This is a genomic window from Blautia stercoris (genome assembly GCF_054657695.1).
Window position 1 is genome coordinate 162527 of record NZ_BAAHYF010000003.1, and the last position, 15849, is coordinate 178375.

The following is a 15849-nucleotide window of genomic DNA, read 5'->3' on the forward strand; positions in this document are numbered from 1 at the left end:
TAAACAACTATGAAAATGTCAAAAGAAAAAATTGATATAAGCATGTTTGCCCCATGCGGAATGAATTGTAAGGTTTGTTATAAGCACTGTTACAATAAAAAAACTTGTTCTGGGTGCTTGAATAGTGATAAAGGGAAACCAGAACATTGTCGTAAATGCAAAATAAAGGATTGCATCAAAGGAAAATCGTTATCCTATTGTTTTGAATGTGCTGAATATCCATGTAAGTTGATTAAAAATCTTGAAAAAAGCTATAATAAACGGTATCAAGCAAGTCTTATAGAAAATAGCCGTTTTGTTCAAGGACATGGTTTGGAACATTTCATGGAACAGCAGAAAATAAAATATACTTGTCCTAAATGCGGTGGCATTATTTCTATTCACGATAAAGAATGTAGCGAGTGTCAAGAAAAAATGAAATAACAAAATTTCAGTTTATAGAACTAAGAAAATTAGAATTGATGGAGGGATATATTATGATAGGCTTTAGTATAATGATGTGGTTCTGTTCTGCTCTTCTCATATTTGTTAGTTTTTCTCTATTAAAAGGAAATTATTCTTCTGTTCATGGCAAAGTATTTGAAACCACAAACGACAGAAAAGGATATGCAAAAGCATTAGGAAAGCCTGTTTTATTGATAGGAATTTGTCTTTTGTTCTCTGGAGTGATTGCAGTTATATTACCGAAAGATTATGCTATTTCTATTGCAGTTATATTTATATTATTTATAGCTGTTATTTGTAGTATATGGCTGTATAAGATTCAAAAAAGATTTTCGTAAATCCCAGTTTATCGTTCTGATTTTCAACTGAATAACCACAGTAAAAACCGCTGCTACATGGAAGCTAACAAACCATGCAACAGCGGTTTTTCTTTACCGTTTTTTCCTTTGGCTGATAGGCGTTCCCATTTTCTTTGATTTTTTGAGAATCCGAATGAGCCAGCGAAATTCTTCATCTGACAGATTTTTATAGTTGATACCAAGTTGCTTGCAGTAAAGGACAACCAGCTTTTCATCCCGGCTGCCCTTGAAATTTTCGACCGCTTCCAGATTTTCTTTCAGTTCATCGGCAACGGTGGTCTGGGGTGCACTCTCACTGTCCTTTTTGTGGGCTTCCCGAATATCCCGGATAATGAGGTTGAGGTCATCCAGAACCATGTGACTAAAATACTCATCATCGCTGATATGGGCGGCTTGCAGCACTTTCAAATGCGGGTCATCTTCGCCGGGGCGATACCGTTCAATGATTTCATGCCGGACGGTATCGACAAGTGCATTGAGATTTTGAATCTGCATGGTGGCAATCCCGTCCACATAAATCTCAATGTCTGCAAGAAACTTGATAAAATCTTTATGTGTGGCAAGCTCACAGAGCAGACGGTTGTTAATCCGACTGCTTTTCAGAAGTGCTACCATCTCATCATTCAAATGCAGCTCCGTCAATGACGTGTTGATCTGCTCCCTGTTCTCTGTCCGGCACAGTAGATAATCAACGGAAACCCCATAGAAGTCTGCCAGCGTGATAAGGTTGCCATGATTGATTTCCTTAAAATCCTCTTTTTCATAACTTCCGAGAGCAGATTTGGAAATACCCGTCAGCTTTGATAGTTCTTCCAGATTTAAGCCTTTGTCCTTGCGGAGTTCCCAAAGGCGTTCCTGTATGCTTGTTGCTCCTTTCATGGGCGCACACTCCTTTCCGGCGGTTTCATTGCTGCCGCTTAACTGGATTATATCACACTTTCCGCAATCGTGGAAATTTCTGATTTTTACTCCTAATTCCTACTTTGTGGACATACGGCACAGGGCACAAAAATGTTCTATGATACAGGTAGTTCATCGATGGATTATTCCAATCGAATGACCAGCCTGTGTGGGATATGCTTCCCCGGCGATGTAGTGCCATGACTTTTGGCAGGGATGTGGAGGAACCCTGACCGAAACGAGCGTACCAAAGGGAGCGATACGCCGCTGTGAGATTCAGGGGAGGAACGACACCGGGGAGAACTGGCGAACTGACACCGAAATGATACCGAAACACGACAATCTGATAGGGGGATAGTCTACCCTATCGCTGATACTTCGGGAGATTTTAGGCGGCTCTATGGCTGTAATTTTTCCGAAAATCGCCCCGAAACCATACACAAAAACGGGAGGAAGCGCAATATGCCGAGAATGAGCAAAAAGAGGAAACAGGAGCTTTCCTTTTACCTCAATGACCGGGGGCGTGTCACTTACAACGAATTATGCCGGAAATGCCAGCATGGGTGCAAGCAGAGCTTCCGGGCGGTTGTGATTGACTGCCCCCGTTATTTATCCAAACGAGCAAAGAAAAAGGAGGAACACACCGAATGAATTTTGAATTTATGACGATAGACACACCACTGCCGCCCTGTATGCCATTTCCCAGAGCGTTGACAGGATTTCCAGTCAGCAGCACCGCAAAGGTCATGTACTGCCGGATGCTGGACGCTATGCTATCCAAAGGGCAGGAGGACGAGAACGGAATCCTGTTTGTCTGCTTCCCTGTCACAGCCATTGCCGCAGTCCTGTCCCGCAGTCCTATGACGGTCAAGCGTTCTTTGAATGAACTGGAAAACGCAGGACTTATCATGCGGGTGCGTCAGGGCGTTGGAGAGCCGAACAGGATTTATGTGCTGATACCGGGAAAGGAGGACGCTGCCCTTGCCTGATAGCTCAAAACTTGAAAAGCTCAACCGGGAGCTGGAGAAAAGCGAAAAGAAACTGCGGAAAGCTATCAATGATGAAAAGGCATTGCAGCATCAGTTGAAGCAGCTTACCCGAAAGGAACGGACGCACCGGCTCTGTACTCGTGGCGGTATGCTGGAAAGTTTTCTGCAAGAGCCGGAACGCCTGACAGATGATGATATCATGCTGTTGTTGAAACTCATTTTTCACAGACAGGACACGCAGGAACTATTGAAAAAACTGCTGGAACGGAAGAAGCCGGAAACCCCTTAGTTTACTAAGGGCGCAATTATACACCACCCAGAGGTTGGTGCATTGCGTTCTCCGAAGGCTCCTCGCCGGAGGGCTGTGATTTTCCGCAGTCATGGTCTGCTCCAAATCAAACAGGGGACGCTACGCTTCCCCTGCGCTGGCTGCCGCCAGCTACCCTTTTGTGGACTTGCCATCTGGGGACACCTTGCGTTGCAAGCTGTTCCCAGCCGACAAGTTTCATAAAATATGCTATCTTTTCGATAAGCAATAAAGTATAATGAAGTCAGTAATAAATTTAGAAATTGAGGTAAAGTTATGGCATCCAGCAAAGAATATTTAGAATTTATTTTAGGTCAGTTATCTGACTTGAATGAAATTACCTATCGAGCTATGATGGGCGAATTTGTCATTTATTATTGTGGTAAGATTGTAGGCGGTATCTATGATGATAGATTACTTGTCAAACCAGTAAAATCAGCAATAAGTTATATGCCAACGGTTTCGTATGAGTTACCTTACGAGGGAGCAAAAGAAATGTTGTTGGTAGATGAAGTTGATAATAAAGAGTTTTTGACAGGATTGTTTAATGCTATGTATGAAGAATTGCCTACCCCTAAATCGAAAAAGAAGAAATAATAAAATAATAATTTGAGAGGAAGTATTACTGATGGAAAAGTTTAAGCCGTTTATTATACCTGTGGCATTATTGGTTCTAATTGACCAGATGGTTAAAATAGTAATTTCAAAAGTATTTATGAAATACGAATTTGATATAATAGCCAAAGTTTTAAGATTTAATCCAGAACTAAATACTCGTTTATCTTATGCTGGCAATTTCTTCGAATTATTATCAAGTCCGTTTGTTACCATTTTATTGAATGTGTTTGTTTTGTTCCTCTTTTTATCAGGATATATGCTATATCAGGCAAAAAGAGCACATACAAGTTTTTGGGTAAAAATGATAATGATTTGTGGCATATCGGGATGTTTATGTAGCTTGATTGATAAGGTGTTTTGGGGTGGAAGTTTAGATTTTTTGCAGATACCTACCCTTTTTATTTTTGATTTGAAAGACTGCTATCTTACAGTTGCAGAAGTTATATTTGTTGTTATTGGAATTTTGAATAGCAAAGAAATATCGGTTAAAGAGTATTTACATTTTTGTTGTAACAAATTTAGCTTGTAAACTTCTGGTTTATTATTTCTTATACATCGGGTCAACTTGTCCCGAACTTTCACAACTAAATACCCGCCACCTACAAAGCGGCACACCGAGCAGGAAATCTAAAAAAGATCTCCTGCTTTTTTTCTGCCAAAAATGAGGTGGTAAAACTCCACCCCATCCACCAAGCATAGAAAGGAGGGACACAAAATGCCATGTCCACACAACGAAATTTCTATTGTACAGCGAAGCCAACAGCAGTCTGCGGTTGCCGCCGCTGCCTACCAGAGCGGCGAAAAGCTGTTCTGTGAATACGACCAGGAAGTGAAGCACTACCCGGAAAAGCGTGGTATCGTCCACAATGAAATCCTTCTTCCGGCAAATGCCCCACAGAAATATGCAGACCGCAATACCCTATGGAACGCCGCCGAAGCGGTGGAGAAACAATGGAACTCCCAGCTTGCAAGGCGGTGGGTGCTTACCATCCCCAGAGAGATACCGCCTGACCAGTACGCTGTCCTTGTACGGGAGTTTTGTGAGCAGCAGTTTGTTTCCAAAGGCATGATTGCTGATTTTGCAATCCATGACCCCCATCCGCCGGGACACAATCCCCACGCCCATGTCCTGCTCACTATGAGGGCAATGGACGAACATGGGAAATGGCTTCCCAAGAGCCGCAAGGTTTATGACCTTGACGAGAATGGGGAACGGATCAAACTTCCGTCCGGCAGATGGAAAAGCCACAAGGAGGATACGGTTGACTGGAACGACCAGAAGTATTGTGAAATCTGGCGGCATGAATGGGAGGTCATCCAGAACCGCTATCTGGAAGCCAATGACCGCCCGGAGCGTGTGGACTTGCGTTCCTATGCCAGACAGGGGCTTGATATAGTCCCTACTGTCCATGAGGGAGCTGCTGTCCGGCAGATGGAAAAGCGGGGTATCCAGACGAATATCGGAAACCTGAACCGGGAAATCAGAGCTGCCAACAATCTGATGAAGTCCATCCGGCAGCTTATCCAAAACCTCAAAGGCTGGATTACCGAGCTGGGCGAAAAACGGAAAGAGCTGCTTGCACAAAAGGCGGCGGAGGAAGCAACACTTCTTCCCAATCTGCTGATGAAGTATATGGCGATACGAAAGGAAGAACGGAAGGACTGGACAAGGGCTGGACAGAACCGGGGGACTTCACAGGACTTAAAGGCAGTCAGCGAAGCCCTGTCCTATCTCCGGCAAAAGGGGCTTTCCACTGTGGAGGACTTAGAAGCATTTCTGGAATCCTCCGGGAAATCAGCCGCAGATTACCGCAATCAGATGAAGCCAAAGGAAGCCCGAAGCAAAGTGATTGACGGGATTCTTGCCAGCCGGACAGACTGCAAAGAATGTAAGGCTGTCTATGAGAAGTACCAGAAGATATTTTTTAAGAAAACAAAGGAAAAATTCAAACAGGAACACCCGGAGGTTGCCCGGTATGCGAAAGCCACCGCCTACCTTGCCAAGCACCCGGACGATAAGGACAGCACCCAAAAGGAACTGCAAGAGGAGCAGGAAACGCTTCTGGAAGAAATTGCAGCCCTGAAAATACCGTTGACCGAGGTACAGGAGGATTTGAAGAAGCTGCGGGACATCCGCTACTGGGTACGGAAAGCCACCCCCGGCACAGAAGAAAGCAAAGAGCCGCCCAAGAAGCAGCCCCTCAAAGAAGTCTTGCAGGATAAGGCGGACGAGAAAAAAGCACAAAGAACTGCCCCGGTGCAGACAAAACACAAACAACAGGATATGGAACTTTAACAGGCACTTGCCATTTTCAGATTGAGAATGTCAGGTGCTTTTCTTTTTTTCAAGGAGGGATAGATTTGAATGTATTTGAAGCTGTGAAGCAGTCCGTCACAACAAGACAGGCTGCGGAGCATTATGGAATCCGTGTAGGCCGGAACGGGATGGCTTGTTGCCCGTTCCATAACGATAAAACCCCAAGCATGAAGCTGGATCGGCGTTACCACTGCTTCGGCTGCGGTGCGGATGGGGATGTGATTGATTTTGCCGCCGCCCTGTATGGGCTGGGAAAGAAAGAAGCCGCCGTACAGCTGGCACAGGACTTCGGGCTTTCCTATGAGGACTGGAAACCGCCGGGGAAGGTAAAAAAGCCCAAGCCCCGGCAGAAATCCCAGGAGGAACAGTTTCAGGAAGCAAAGAGCCGCTGCTTCCGTATTCTTGCCGATTATCTTCACTTGCTTCGGGCATGGAGAAAGGATTATGCCCCGCACTCCCCGGAGGAAGCCTTTCATCCACGGTTTGTGGAAGCCTTACAGAAGCAAGACCAAGTGGAATATCTGCTGGATGTGCTGCTCTTTGGGGAGACAGAGGAAAAAGCAGCTTTGATTACGGACTACGGGAAGGATGTGATACAGCTTGAAAAGCGAATGGCAGAGCTTGCCGCCGCAAACGCAGCAAGAACTAAAAAACACCATGAACGCCATGCAGCCGTCCCAGAGCATTGAGGAAATCAAGGCGGGGCTGGAAACTACCGAGAAAGGCGGTGTCCGTCAGAGCATACGGAACTGCCTGACCGTATTCCAGCGTGACCCGCTGCTTTCCGGGGCTATCGCATACAACATCCTGACCGACCGCAAGGACATCATAAAGCCCATCGGCTTCCACAGGGAAAGCACCGCCCTGAACGATACGGACATGAAGTATCTGCTTCTCTATCTGGAAGAAACCTACGGGCTTACCAATGAGAAGAAGATTGATAACGCCATCGGGATTGTGGCGAATGAAAACAAGTACCATCCCATCCGGGACTATCTCAATACCCTTGTGTGGGACGGGACAGAGCGAATCCGTTTCTGCCTGCGGCACTTTCTGGGGGCTGACGCAGACGATTACACCTATGAAGCGTTGAAGCTGTTCCTGCTGGGCGCAATCTCACGAGCCTTTCAGCCGGGGTGCAAATTTGAAATCATGCTCTGTCTGGTAGGCGGTCAGGGGGCTGGCAAGTCCACCTTCTTCCGTCTGCTGGCAGTCCGGGACGAGTGGTTCTCCGATGATTTGCGGAAGCTGGACGATGACAATGTGTACCGCAAGCTGCAAGGTCACTGGATTATCGAAATGTCGGAAATGATGGCAACCGCCAACGCCAAGAGCATTGAGGAAATCAAGTCGTTTTTAAGGGTAGTGTAAATTATTTTGTGTAAACCTCTTGAATTGATGAAAAAATCATTGATTTAAGATATTAAATTTATTATGTGACTGGGCTGAATGGCAGCATTTGCTATTCAGCTCTTGTCTATTTATTAGCATGAATACAGAGACATGTCAAGGGCACCCAATAAAATTGGGTGTATTTTTCCCTTTACAGGTTTCTGTATTTGTGCTTATTCAATGTCTATCGGCTGGATTCTATCTCCAAAATAGATACATAACTGATCAAGGGTAAGGCCCCAATCGCATGATTTTCCAGTCCATTTTTTAGTCGCATCTGTCATAGCAAGATACAGCATCTTAAACAGTGCATCATCTGTCGGAAAAATGGTTTTTGATTTTGTCACCTTTCGTAACTGTCGATTGAAATTTTCAATCGAATTTGTAGTATAAATCAACTTTCTGATTTCACAAGGATATTTGAAATAGGTTGACAACTGAGGCCAGTTATTTCTCCAGGATGCTATGGATGCCGGATATTTCTTTCCCCATTTTTCTTCTAAATCGTCTAGTGCTACAAGCGCTAAATCTTCCGTATCTGCTTTATACACCAGTTTTAAGTCGGTCATAAAAGGTCTTACATCTTTATAAGAGATAAATTTTGTAGAGTATCGGATTTGATGGACTATGCATCTTTGAATTTCTGCCTGCGGAAAAACAGCTTGAATTGCATCTCCAAAACCGGTCAAACCATCAACCGATACAATCATAATGTCTTCTACTCCTCTATTCTTAATCTCGTTAAGTACAGAAAGCCAGTACTTTGCACTTTCATTTCCACCAATCCACATACCAAGAACTTCTCGTTTTCCGTTTAATTTTACACCAATCGCAACATATACGGCTTTTTTTACCGTACGATTGTCTTCTCGAACATGAAAATGAACGGCATCCATAAATACAATCGCATACTTCCGTTCTAATGGACGGTTTTGCCATTCTTTTGCAATCGGCAGAATTCTGTCTGTCATGTGTGAAATCATTTCTGCGGATGCTTCTACACCGTAAACATCTCTCAAATGGGAAGAAATATCCCTCGTTGTCATTCCTTTTGCATACATAGACAAAACTTGGTCTTCGATATTTGAGATATCGGTCTGGTTCTTTTTTACAATCTCTGGCTGAAACGTACTTTGACGATCTCTGGGAATCTCTAAATTTATTGTTCCCATAGTTGATGTTACTGTTTTGGGACTATATCCATTTCTGCTGTCATCTGTTTCTTTGTTTTGGTAGTCATACTTAGAGTAACCAAGATGCTCATCCATTTCCGCTTCCAACATACTTTGTAAAGTGTCTCCCAATAAATCTTTCAACATTTCCTGAATATCTTGAGCATCTTTCGGCTGATAGTGCTCCAATAAACTACTGATAAATGCTTTACGTTCTGGGTCCATTTTTCTTCTTCGTGCCATAAAAAAATCCTCCTGAATTGATATTTATTTTAACATCAATCCAAGAGGATATAGAACTCTTTTTTGGAGTTTACACAGAATTATTTACAGTCTCTTTTTAAGCCGACAGAAAGAGGTTTACAAGATACCCTATGAAACCCACCCGGCAGACCGCCCCCGTCAGTGCGTGTTTGGCGGCACTTCCAATGCCCTTGACTTCCTGCCCCTTGACCGTTCCGGCAACCGCCGCTTTATCCCCGTCATGGTGTACCCGGAGCAAGCCGAGGTTCACGTTTTGGAGGACGAAGCTGCTTCCAGAGCCTATATCGAGCAGATGTGGGCGGAAGCGATGGAGATTTACCGAAGCGGCAGGTTCAAGCTGGCTTTCAGCCCCGCCATGCAGCGGTATCTCAAAGAATACCAGCGGGATTTTATGCCGGAGGACACCAAAGCCGGAATGATACAGGCGTATCTTGATAAGTACACCGGGAGCATGGTCTGTTCCAAGCAGCTCTATAAGGAAGCCTTGAACCATGCTTTTGACGAGCCGAAGCAATGGGAAATCCGGGAAATCAACGAGATTATGAACCAGTGCATTTCCGGCTGGCGGTACTTCCAAAACCCAAGAATGTTTTCCGAATATGGCAGGCAAAAGGGCTGGGAGCGTGAAAACCCGGCAACGGACTCCGGCAATCCGTCTGAAAAAACAATGGACGGTTTTGTGGAGGTCACAGAACAGATGGAGCTTCCATTCTGAAAATGACAGCCCGTTGCACCCCCTGTTGCTATCCCGTTGCCGAGCCGGTTGCCGGGGAAAAACCCTTATTTCCGGGCTTTTCTCCCTTATAACAACCAAAACAACAGAAAAATAAAAGAAAAGTATAAATAGTAACCATCGCCAGATTGAGATTGTTTGCAAGGTCTTTTGAAGCCCGTTGCCGGACTTCGTTGCCGACACCCTCTGTCTGGCTATTTTCATGTATGGAGGATAACTGCCTATGGCAAAAAACAAAACAGAGATTCATGTGACTACTGTGTTTGACGGGGAGCTTGACGCAACCGATGTATTCGTCAGCCTGATTTCCCAGAAATACGGAAAAACAAATACAAAAGAATATCTTGCTAAAAAGAAAGATATGAAGTATAATGAAGATGAGGTTCAAAAGAGCCAGATACCGTCTGGATTGTGTGGGTAAATGGCTATGATGAACGAAATGGAATACAGAACAATCGGAAAGGCACTTGCCGGGGGCTATCGTGCGGCGGTCTATTGCAGGCTGTCAAAGGACGATGACCTGCAAGGCGAAAGTGCCAGTATCGCAAACCAGCGTGATATGCTGGAAAAATACTGCGAAAAGCAGGGATGGGAGGTTGTGGCAGTCTATCAGGACGATGGCTTCACAGGTCTTAATATGGAGCGTCCTGATTTACAGAGAATGTTGAGAGCCATTGAGCGCAGGCAGATCAACCTTGTCATCACGAAAGACCTCAGCCGACTGGGGCGTAACTATCTGCAAACCGGGCATTTGATTGAGGACTTTTTCCCAAGAAACGGTGTCCGCTATATCGCCATGAATGACGGTATCGACACCCTGCGAGATAACAACGACATTGCCCCGTTCAAGAATATCCTGAATGAGATGTACAGCAAGGATATTTCCAAGAAAGTCCATTCCTCTTATCTTCTGAAAGCGCAGAAAGGACAGTTTACCGGGTGTCTTGCCCCGTTTGGGTATCGGAAAGACCCGGAGGACAAAAACCATCTGCTCATTGACGAGGAAACCGCCCCGATTGTGCGGCTGATTTTCGGATATGCCCTGAACGGTCATGGTCCGAACTATATCCGCAGACGGCTGGAAGAAGAAAAAATCCCCTGTCCCACATGGTGGAACCGGGAACGGGGACTTCGCAATACCCGCACCAAATGGGAAAAGAAAGACCCGGAAAACGGGCGGTATATGTGGGACTTCTCCGTTATCAAAGACCTTTTGATGAATCCCGTCTACACCGGGGCGATTGCTTCTCAGAAAAAAGACTACCGTTTCAAAATCGGCACGATTGGGGAAAAGAAGCCGGAGGACTGGATTGTGGTGGAGGGACAGCATGAACCGCTGATTGACAGCATGAGCTTTGACATTGTGCAGAATAAGTTGAAATCCCGCCAGCGTCCGGGACAGACCAATGAAATCAGCCTGTTTGCCGGACTGGTAAAATGCGGCGAGTGTGGGAAGTCGCTGACGATACGCTACACAAACGCAAAACATCCCCAGCGGATTTATTCCTGCAAGACCTACAACGCCTTTGGAAAGAACCACTGCACCCAGCACCGGATTGATTATGACACCCTTTACAGCCATGTGCTGCGGAAAATCCGGGAATGTGCCAGAACTGCCCTGATGGACGGGGAAGCGGTTGCCGACCGCCTGACCAATACCTGTGAAGCAGAGCAGCGGGAACAGCGAGAAGCAATGGAACGCTCCCTTACAAGGGACGAGGAACGGATTGAGGTTCTGGACAAAATGGTAATGCGGCTTTATGAGGATATGATTGCAGGGCGTATCAGTGAGCAGAATTTCAACACCATGCTGGAAAAGACACAGACCGAGCAGACGGAGCTTAAAACAAAAGTGTCAGAGGGCAGGAAGCGGCTGTCCGATGAAGTCCAGCTTGCCAATAACGCAAAACAATGGGTGGAAGCCATTCAGGAATACGCCAACATCACAGAGCTGGACGCAGCCACCCTTAACCGCTTAATCAAAGAAATCGTCGTGCATGAGCGCATTGACGAAGATAAAATAAGACACATTTCTATCGAAATTCATTTTAATCTCAAACCCATCCCGGAGGTGGAACAGGTCACTGCCTGACCTGTCCTGCCGGGACGGTTCTCTTAAAAACACCATATAGATTTTTGTACGCCGCCGCCCGCCATCGAGCAGAGTTTTACACCTAATTGGGGATAAAACAGCTGATGGCAGGAGGCGGTGTTGTTCTGATCGGCACCCAGCTGGTACCGTTACTGTCCGGATTGTTCAGCTGAGAGAAGCAGGAGGGAGATGACTCATGGATCGGATATTTGAAGCGATTGAAGAATGGATGAGGAATCTTCTGACAGGCATGGTAAGTTCCAACCTGACAACAATGTATACCGATGTCAATGAAAAGACCGGTCAGATTGCTGCTCAGGTTGGGCAGACACCGCAGGGCTGGAATGGCAGCATTTACAGCATGATACAGAATCTTTCCGAGTCGGTCATTGTACCGATTGCCGGTATGATTATCACATTTGTACTTTGTTATGAGCTGATCTCCATGTTGACGGAAAAGAACAACATGCATGACATCGACACCTGGATGTTCTTTAAATACTTTTTCAAGATGTGGGTGGCAGTCTGGATCGTCAGCCATACCTTTACGATCACGATGGCGGTATTTGATGTCGGGCAGTCCGTAGTCAGCCGGGCAGCTGGGGTTATCAGTTCTGATACAGCGATTAATATAGATACGATGATCTCCACGATGGAGACGGCGATGGAATCTATGGAGATTGGTGAACTTGTCATACTGGCACTGGAAACGATGCTTGTAAGCCTGTGTATGAAGATTATCTCAGTCTTTATTACAGTGATTTTGTATGGGCGTATGATTGAGATTTATCTCTATTCGTCCGTTGGAGCGATCCCGTTTGCAACCATGTCCAACCGGGAATGGGGGCAGATCGGGAACAACTATCTTCGTGGATTGTTTGCACTGGCATTCCAGGGATTTTTTATGATGGTCTGCGTGGGAATCTATGCGGTTCTGGTCGCAAACATCCAGATGTCAGATAACATACATTCTGCATTGTTCGGCGTGATGGCATACACGGTGATCCTGTGTTTCAGTCTGATGAAAACAGGAAACTTTGCCCGCAGTATCTTTAACGCCCATTAAGAAAGGAGGAACTGGCAATGGCATTTGTATCTGTGCCTAAAGACTTAACCAAGGTCAAGAATAAGATCATTTTCAACCTGACGAAACGGCAGCTGATCTGTTTTGGGATTGCGGCGGCAGTAGGGCTTCCGTTTTATTTCTTAAGCAGGGGAATCATTGGTTCCAGTAACGCAGCGACCGGGATGTGCCTTCTGATGCTTCCGGCATTTTTGTTTGCCATGTATGAGAAGGATGGACTCCCGTTAGAAAAGGTCTTAAAAAATATGATCACCGTAAAATTTATCCGTCCTCCGGTACGCAAGTACCAGATGGAAAATATGTATGAGAAAAAGTATACCGTGGTCAGAAAGAAGAAAGGGGGAACGAAGGGTGTTAAAAAGAAAAAATGATAGACAGCCGCAGAGCATGGACGAATTGTATCCGGATGATTACTGGCTGGATGAGGAGGATGGAGAAGAAGAACTTCCAGACCCCGCAATGAAAAGAAAACCAGTAAGTGGCAGGCTGCACGATGAGCCGATGGTGACAGGGTATGAAGCACTGGAACGCCAAAGAGGTGTCCGCAGACCGAACCGGAAACTGACACGCAGGGAAAAGAAGGCCCTCAAAAGGGCACAGAAATATGAAGAAAAACTGCATAAGGAACATGAAAAAGCGGATAAGAAAAATGCGAAAAAGGAAGCAAAACTGGCAGCCAAAGCAGAAAAGCAGGCAGTGCGTGACGCAAAGAAAAATGCGAAGAAGAAAAAGAACAGACCTGCCGCAGCACCGCCGGGGCAGCGTCCGGCAGGAAAAGCGGTTTCCGGAACGAAAAGCAGTGGGACAGGAAAGAAAACACCGGATAGTGCCAGAGATAAGAGGATCACTGCACAGCAGTCGATTCCATACCATGAGATGGGAAGGGACGGTATCTGCCGGGTGCAGGACAAGTTTTATTCCAAGACGATCCGTTTTTATGACATCAACTATCAGCTGGCACAGAATGAAGATAAGAACGCCATCTTTGAAAACTGGTGTGATTTCCTGAATTACTTTGACAGCACGATTCATTTTCAGTTGTCCTTTATCAACCAGCACAGCAACATGGCGGAGTATGAGAAGGTCATCCATATTAATCCGCAGGAGGATGAATTTGATGACCTGCGTATGGAGTTTGCCCAGATGCTCAATAACCAGCTGGCAAAAGGAAATAACGGGCTGATGCGTACCAAATATATCACGTTCGGGATTGAAGCGGAGAATATACGGGAAGCACGACCAAAACTGGAACGTATCGAGTCAGATATTCTGAATAACTTTAAGATCCTTGGGGTATCTGCCTATCCGCTGAATGGGGAGGAACGGTTACAGATCATGTATGAAACCTTTAACCAGGACAGCAAAGTTCCGTTCCATTTCTCTTATGACGATGTACTTCGGACAGGGCTTAGCACCAAGGATTATGTCGCACCGACCAGTTTTGTATTTAAGAATGGAAAAGATTTTGAGATGGGTGGCACGATGGGAGCTGTTTCCTATTTACAGATTCTTGCACCGGAACTTACCGACAAGATGCTGGCAGAGTTTTTGGAGATGGACAGCAACCTGATGGTGAATTTTCATATCCAGTCCATCGACCAGATGAAGGCGATCAAACTGGTAAAAAGCAAGGTGACGGATATTAACCGTATGAAGATCGAAGAACAGAAAAAAGCGGTCCGGGCAGGTTATGACATGGACATTATCCCTTCGGACTTAAATACATACGGTGGGGAGGCAAAAAGGCTTCTGGAAGATCTGCAGTCCAGAAATGAGCGAATGTTCCTTGTGACAGCGTTGTTCTTAAATACTGCACCGACCAAACAGGAACTGGAAAATGTGGTGTTCCAGACTGCCGGTATCGCACAGAAATATAACTGTGCATTGAAACGGCTGGATTACCAGCAGGAGCCGGGACTGATGAGCTGTCTGCCGCTTGCGATGAATTTTGTACCGATCAAGCGGGCACTGACAACGACATCCACGGCAATCTTTGTCCCGTTCACCACACAGGAATTATTTATGGCTGGGGAGTCCATTTATTATGGATTAAATGCCCTGTCCAATAACCTTATCATGGCAGACAGGAAGAAGCTGAAGAACCCGAACGGACTGATTCTTGGTACACCGGGTTCCGGTAAGTCGTTTGCGGCAAAACGAGAGATTGCAAACGCATTTATCGTGACGAAAGATGACATTATCGTCTGTGATCCGGAAGGGGAGTATTATCCGTTAGTCCGGGCATTTCATGGACAGGTGATCCGTATTTTCCCGACCAGCCACGATTATATCAATCCGATGGATATTAACCTGGATTACGCTGACGATGATGACCCGCTTTCCTTAAAATCGGACTTCATCCTGTCTCTTTGTGAGCTGGTAGTTGGCGGAAAGAACGGGCTGGAGCCGGTTGAAAAGACCGTCATTGACCGATGCGTAAGGCTGGTCTATCAGGATTTCCTTTCTGACCCGGTACCGGAAAAAATGCCGATCTTAGAGGATTTGTATAATCTTCTCCGTAATCAGAAAGAGCAGGAAGCACAGCGTCTGGCAACGGCACTTGAGATTTACGTCAATGGTTCCTTAAAAGTGTTTAACCATAGAACCAACGTGGAACTGAGTAATCGTATCGTATGCTTTGACATTAAGGATCTGGGAAAACAGCTGAAAAAACTGGGGATGCTGATCGTACAGGACCAAGTGTGGAACAGGGTAACGATCAACCGTTCTGCGAATAAGAGTACCAGATATTACATTGATGAGTTCCATCTGCTCTTAAAAGAGGAGCAGACAGCAGCATACAGCGTGGAGATCTGGAAGCGATTCCGTAAATGGGGTGGTATCCCTACGGGTATCACACAGAACGTAAAAGTGCGCCCAGATAGGGCGCTGTGCAAAGCAGTTTAAGGTACTGCCGCACACGGCAGTGTGCGAAACAATCTGCCTTACCGACTAAGGAGAAATCCTTTACGGGAACAGCGCATGGCAGAAAAAGGAATAGTCACCAAAGGACTTAGGTGCGACTGTTTCCTAATGTTAAGAAGATATGAGGATAAGATTGGGTTTATCGAATGCAAGGTTCCAGTTCCTGTTTTTTGCAGGTGTGGGAAAAGTCCTGAAACCCATGTCATAACGCTGTCACGTCATCTTTCACGGCGGGACAACTGCCAACACGTTA

Annotated in this window: 16 protein-coding genes and 4 pseudogenes; 17 read left to right on the forward strand and 3 right to left on the reverse strand. The window is 45.6% G+C overall.

The window, feature by feature from the left end; genetic code table 11:
- Positions 1-9: 9 nt before the first annotated feature.
- Positions 10-423 carry a DUF3795 domain-containing protein gene (locus tag ACYQ2D_RS16805; RefSeq protein WP_117505909.1) on the forward strand — a complete coding sequence of 138 codons (414 nt, stop codon included), beginning with the start codon at positions 10-12 and terminating at the stop codon, positions 421-423.
- A 53-nt stretch (positions 424-476) separates the two neighbouring features.
- Positions 477-782 (forward strand): hypothetical protein, encoded by a 306-nt coding sequence (locus ACYQ2D_RS16810; protein ID WP_021425049.1) that lies wholly within the window; start codon positions 477-479, stop codon positions 780-782.
- A gap of 93 nt (positions 783-875) precedes the next feature.
- On the opposite strand, the gene ACYQ2D_RS16815 is transcribed toward ACYQ2D_RS16810, so the two are convergent.
- Positions 876-1682: a helix-turn-helix domain-containing protein gene (locus tag ACYQ2D_RS16815; RefSeq protein ID WP_117534455.1), complete on the reverse strand. Its 807-nt coding sequence runs from the start codon at positions 1680-1682 to the stop codon at positions 876-878.
- A 483-nt stretch (positions 1683-2165) separates the two neighbouring features.
- On the opposite strand from ACYQ2D_RS16815, the gene ACYQ2D_RS16820 reads away from it, so the two are divergent.
- From ACYQ2D_RS16820 to ACYQ2D_RS16855, 8 genes and pseudogenes are all read left to right on the forward strand, one after another.
- Positions 2166-2354, forward strand: a complete 189-nt coding sequence (locus ACYQ2D_RS16820) for a hypothetical protein (RefSeq protein WP_003020302.1) — start codon at positions 2166-2168, stop codon at positions 2352-2354.
- Entirely contained in the window at positions 2351-2692 is a 342-nt protein-coding gene (locus tag ACYQ2D_RS16825) for a replication initiator protein A (RefSeq protein WP_006873175.1), read from the forward strand. Before ACYQ2D_RS16820 ends, ACYQ2D_RS16825 begins: the two co-directional genes overlap by 4 nt.
- Positions 2685-2981, forward strand: a complete 297-nt coding sequence (locus ACYQ2D_RS16830; protein WP_009323503.1) for a DUF3847 domain-containing protein — start codon at positions 2685-2687, stop codon at positions 2979-2981. Before ACYQ2D_RS16825 ends, ACYQ2D_RS16830 begins: the two co-directional genes overlap by 8 nt.
- Before the next feature lie 294 nt (positions 2982-3275).
- Complete coding sequence (locus tag ACYQ2D_RS16835) at positions 3276-3596, forward strand: TfoX/Sxy family protein (protein ID WP_109258346.1); 321 nt, start codon at positions 3276-3278, stop codon at positions 3594-3596.
- Positions 3597-3627: 31 nt separating this feature from the next.
- Positions 3628-4146 carry a signal peptidase II gene (locus ACYQ2D_RS16840; protein ID WP_109258347.1) on the forward strand — a complete coding sequence of 173 codons (519 nt, stop codon included), beginning with the start codon at positions 3628-3630 and terminating at the stop codon, positions 4144-4146.
- 186 nt (positions 4147-4332) lie between these two features.
- Positions 4333-5913: a MobQ family relaxase gene (gene mobQ / locus ACYQ2D_RS16845; protein WP_118392446.1), complete on the forward strand. Its 1581-nt coding sequence runs from the start codon at positions 4333-4335 to the stop codon at positions 5911-5913.
- 65 nt (positions 5914-5978) lie between these two features.
- Complete coding sequence (locus ACYQ2D_RS16850; protein WP_459786303.1) at positions 5979-6623, forward strand: CHC2 zinc finger domain-containing protein; 645 nt, start codon at positions 5979-5981, stop codon at positions 6621-6623.
- Positions 6592-7293: pseudogene (locus ACYQ2D_RS16855) on the forward strand (VapE domain-containing protein); the annotation flags it as partial. The gene ACYQ2D_RS16850 and the pseudogene ACYQ2D_RS16855, both read left to right, overlap by 32 nt.
- Positions 7294-7499: 206 nt before the next feature.
- Here the strand turns inward: ACYQ2D_RS16855 and ACYQ2D_RS16860 are convergent.
- The gene (locus ACYQ2D_RS16860; protein ID WP_459785290.1) at positions 7500-8723 is read right to left on the reverse strand and encodes an IS256 family transposase; all 1224 of its coding nucleotides are present in this window, start codon (positions 8721-8723) and stop codon (positions 7500-7502) included.
- 112 nt (positions 8724-8835) lie between these two features.
- On the opposite strand from ACYQ2D_RS16860, the pseudogene ACYQ2D_RS16865 reads away from it, so the two are divergent.
- Positions 8836-9477 (forward strand): annotated as a pseudogene (locus ACYQ2D_RS16865) (VapE domain-containing protein); the annotation flags it as partial.
- Positions 9478-9505: 28 nt separating this feature from the next.
- Here the strand turns inward: ACYQ2D_RS16865 and ACYQ2D_RS16870 are convergent.
- Positions 9506-9745: a hypothetical protein gene (locus ACYQ2D_RS16870; RefSeq protein WP_021682886.1), complete on the reverse strand. Its 240-nt coding sequence runs from the start codon at positions 9743-9745 to the stop codon at positions 9506-9508.
- Here ACYQ2D_RS16870 and ACYQ2D_RS16875 point away from each other — a divergent pair.
- From ACYQ2D_RS16875 to ACYQ2D_RS16900, 6 genes and pseudogenes are all read left to right on the forward strand, one after another.
- The gene (locus ACYQ2D_RS16875; RefSeq protein WP_054328110.1) at positions 9719-9916 is read left to right on the forward strand and encodes a hypothetical protein; all 198 of its coding nucleotides are present in this window, start codon (positions 9719-9721) and stop codon (positions 9914-9916) included. The genes ACYQ2D_RS16870 and ACYQ2D_RS16875 overlap by 27 nt on opposite strands.
- Entirely contained in the window at positions 9917-11587 is a 1671-nt protein-coding gene (locus ACYQ2D_RS16880; protein ID WP_459786304.1) for a recombinase family protein, read from the forward strand.
- 89 nt (positions 11588-11676) lie between these two features.
- Positions 11677-11760 (forward strand): annotated as a pseudogene (locus tag ACYQ2D_RS16885) (Maff2 family mobile element protein); the annotation flags it as partial.
- 23 nt (positions 11761-11783) lie between these two features.
- The gene (locus ACYQ2D_RS16890; RefSeq protein ID WP_004612759.1) at positions 11784-12653 is read left to right on the forward strand and encodes a VirB6/TrbL-like conjugal transfer protein, CD1112 family; all 870 of its coding nucleotides are present in this window, start codon (positions 11784-11786) and stop codon (positions 12651-12653) included.
- A 17-nt stretch (positions 12654-12670) separates the two neighbouring features.
- Positions 12671-13042, forward strand: coding sequence for a PrgI family protein (locus ACYQ2D_RS16895; protein WP_459786306.1), 372 nt, complete (start codon positions 12671-12673; stop codon positions 13040-13042).
- Positions 13023-15542: pseudogene (locus ACYQ2D_RS16900) on the forward strand (VirB4-like conjugal transfer ATPase, CD1110 family); the annotation flags it as partial. The gene ACYQ2D_RS16895 and the pseudogene ACYQ2D_RS16900, both read left to right, overlap by 20 nt.
- Positions 15543-15849 lie beyond the last annotated feature (307 nt).

Coding starts and splice junctions, on each gene's coding strand:
- ACYQ2D_RS16805 (WP_117505909.1), top strand. CDS start 10: ATGAAAATGTCAAAAGAAAAAATTGATATAAGCATGTTTGCCCCATGC.
- ACYQ2D_RS16810 (WP_021425049.1), top strand. CDS start 477: ATGATAGGCTTTAGTATAATGATGTGGTTCTGTTCTGCTCTTCTCATA.
- ACYQ2D_RS16815 (WP_117534455.1), bottom strand. CDS start 1,682: ATGAAAGGAGCAACAAGCATACAGGAACGCCTTTGGGAACTCCGCAAG.
- ACYQ2D_RS16820 (WP_003020302.1), top strand. CDS start 2,166: ATGCCGAGAATGAGCAAAAAGAGGAAACAGGAGCTTTCCTTTTACCTC.
- ACYQ2D_RS16825 (WP_006873175.1), top strand. CDS start 2,351: ATGAATTTTGAATTTATGACGATAGACACACCACTGCCGCCCTGTATG.
- ACYQ2D_RS16835 (WP_109258346.1), top strand. CDS start 3,276: ATGGCATCCAGCAAAGAATATTTAGAATTTATTTTAGGTCAGTTATCT.
- ACYQ2D_RS16840 (WP_109258347.1), top strand. CDS start 3,628: ATGGAAAAGTTTAAGCCGTTTATTATACCTGTGGCATTATTGGTTCTA.
- mobQ (WP_118392446.1), top strand. CDS start 4,333: ATGCCATGTCCACACAACGAAATTTCTATTGTACAGCGAAGCCAACAG.
- ACYQ2D_RS16860 (WP_459785290.1), bottom strand. CDS start 8,723: ATGGACCCAGAACGTAAAGCATTTATCAGTAGTTTATTGGAGCACTAT.
- ACYQ2D_RS16875 (WP_054328110.1), top strand. CDS start 9,719: ATGGCAAAAAACAAAACAGAGATTCATGTGACTACTGTGTTTGACGGG.
- ACYQ2D_RS16870 (WP_021682886.1), bottom strand. CDS start 9,745: ATGAATCTCTGTTTTGTTTTTTGCCATAGGCAGTTATCCTCCATACAT.
- ACYQ2D_RS16880 (WP_459786304.1), top strand. CDS start 9,917: ATGGCTATGATGAACGAAATGGAATACAGAACAATCGGAAAGGCACTT.
- ACYQ2D_RS16890 (WP_004612759.1), top strand. CDS start 11,784: ATGGATCGGATATTTGAAGCGATTGAAGAATGGATGAGGAATCTTCTG.
- ACYQ2D_RS16895 (WP_459786306.1), top strand. CDS start 12,671: ATGGCATTTGTATCTGTGCCTAAAGACTTAACCAAGGTCAAGAATAAG.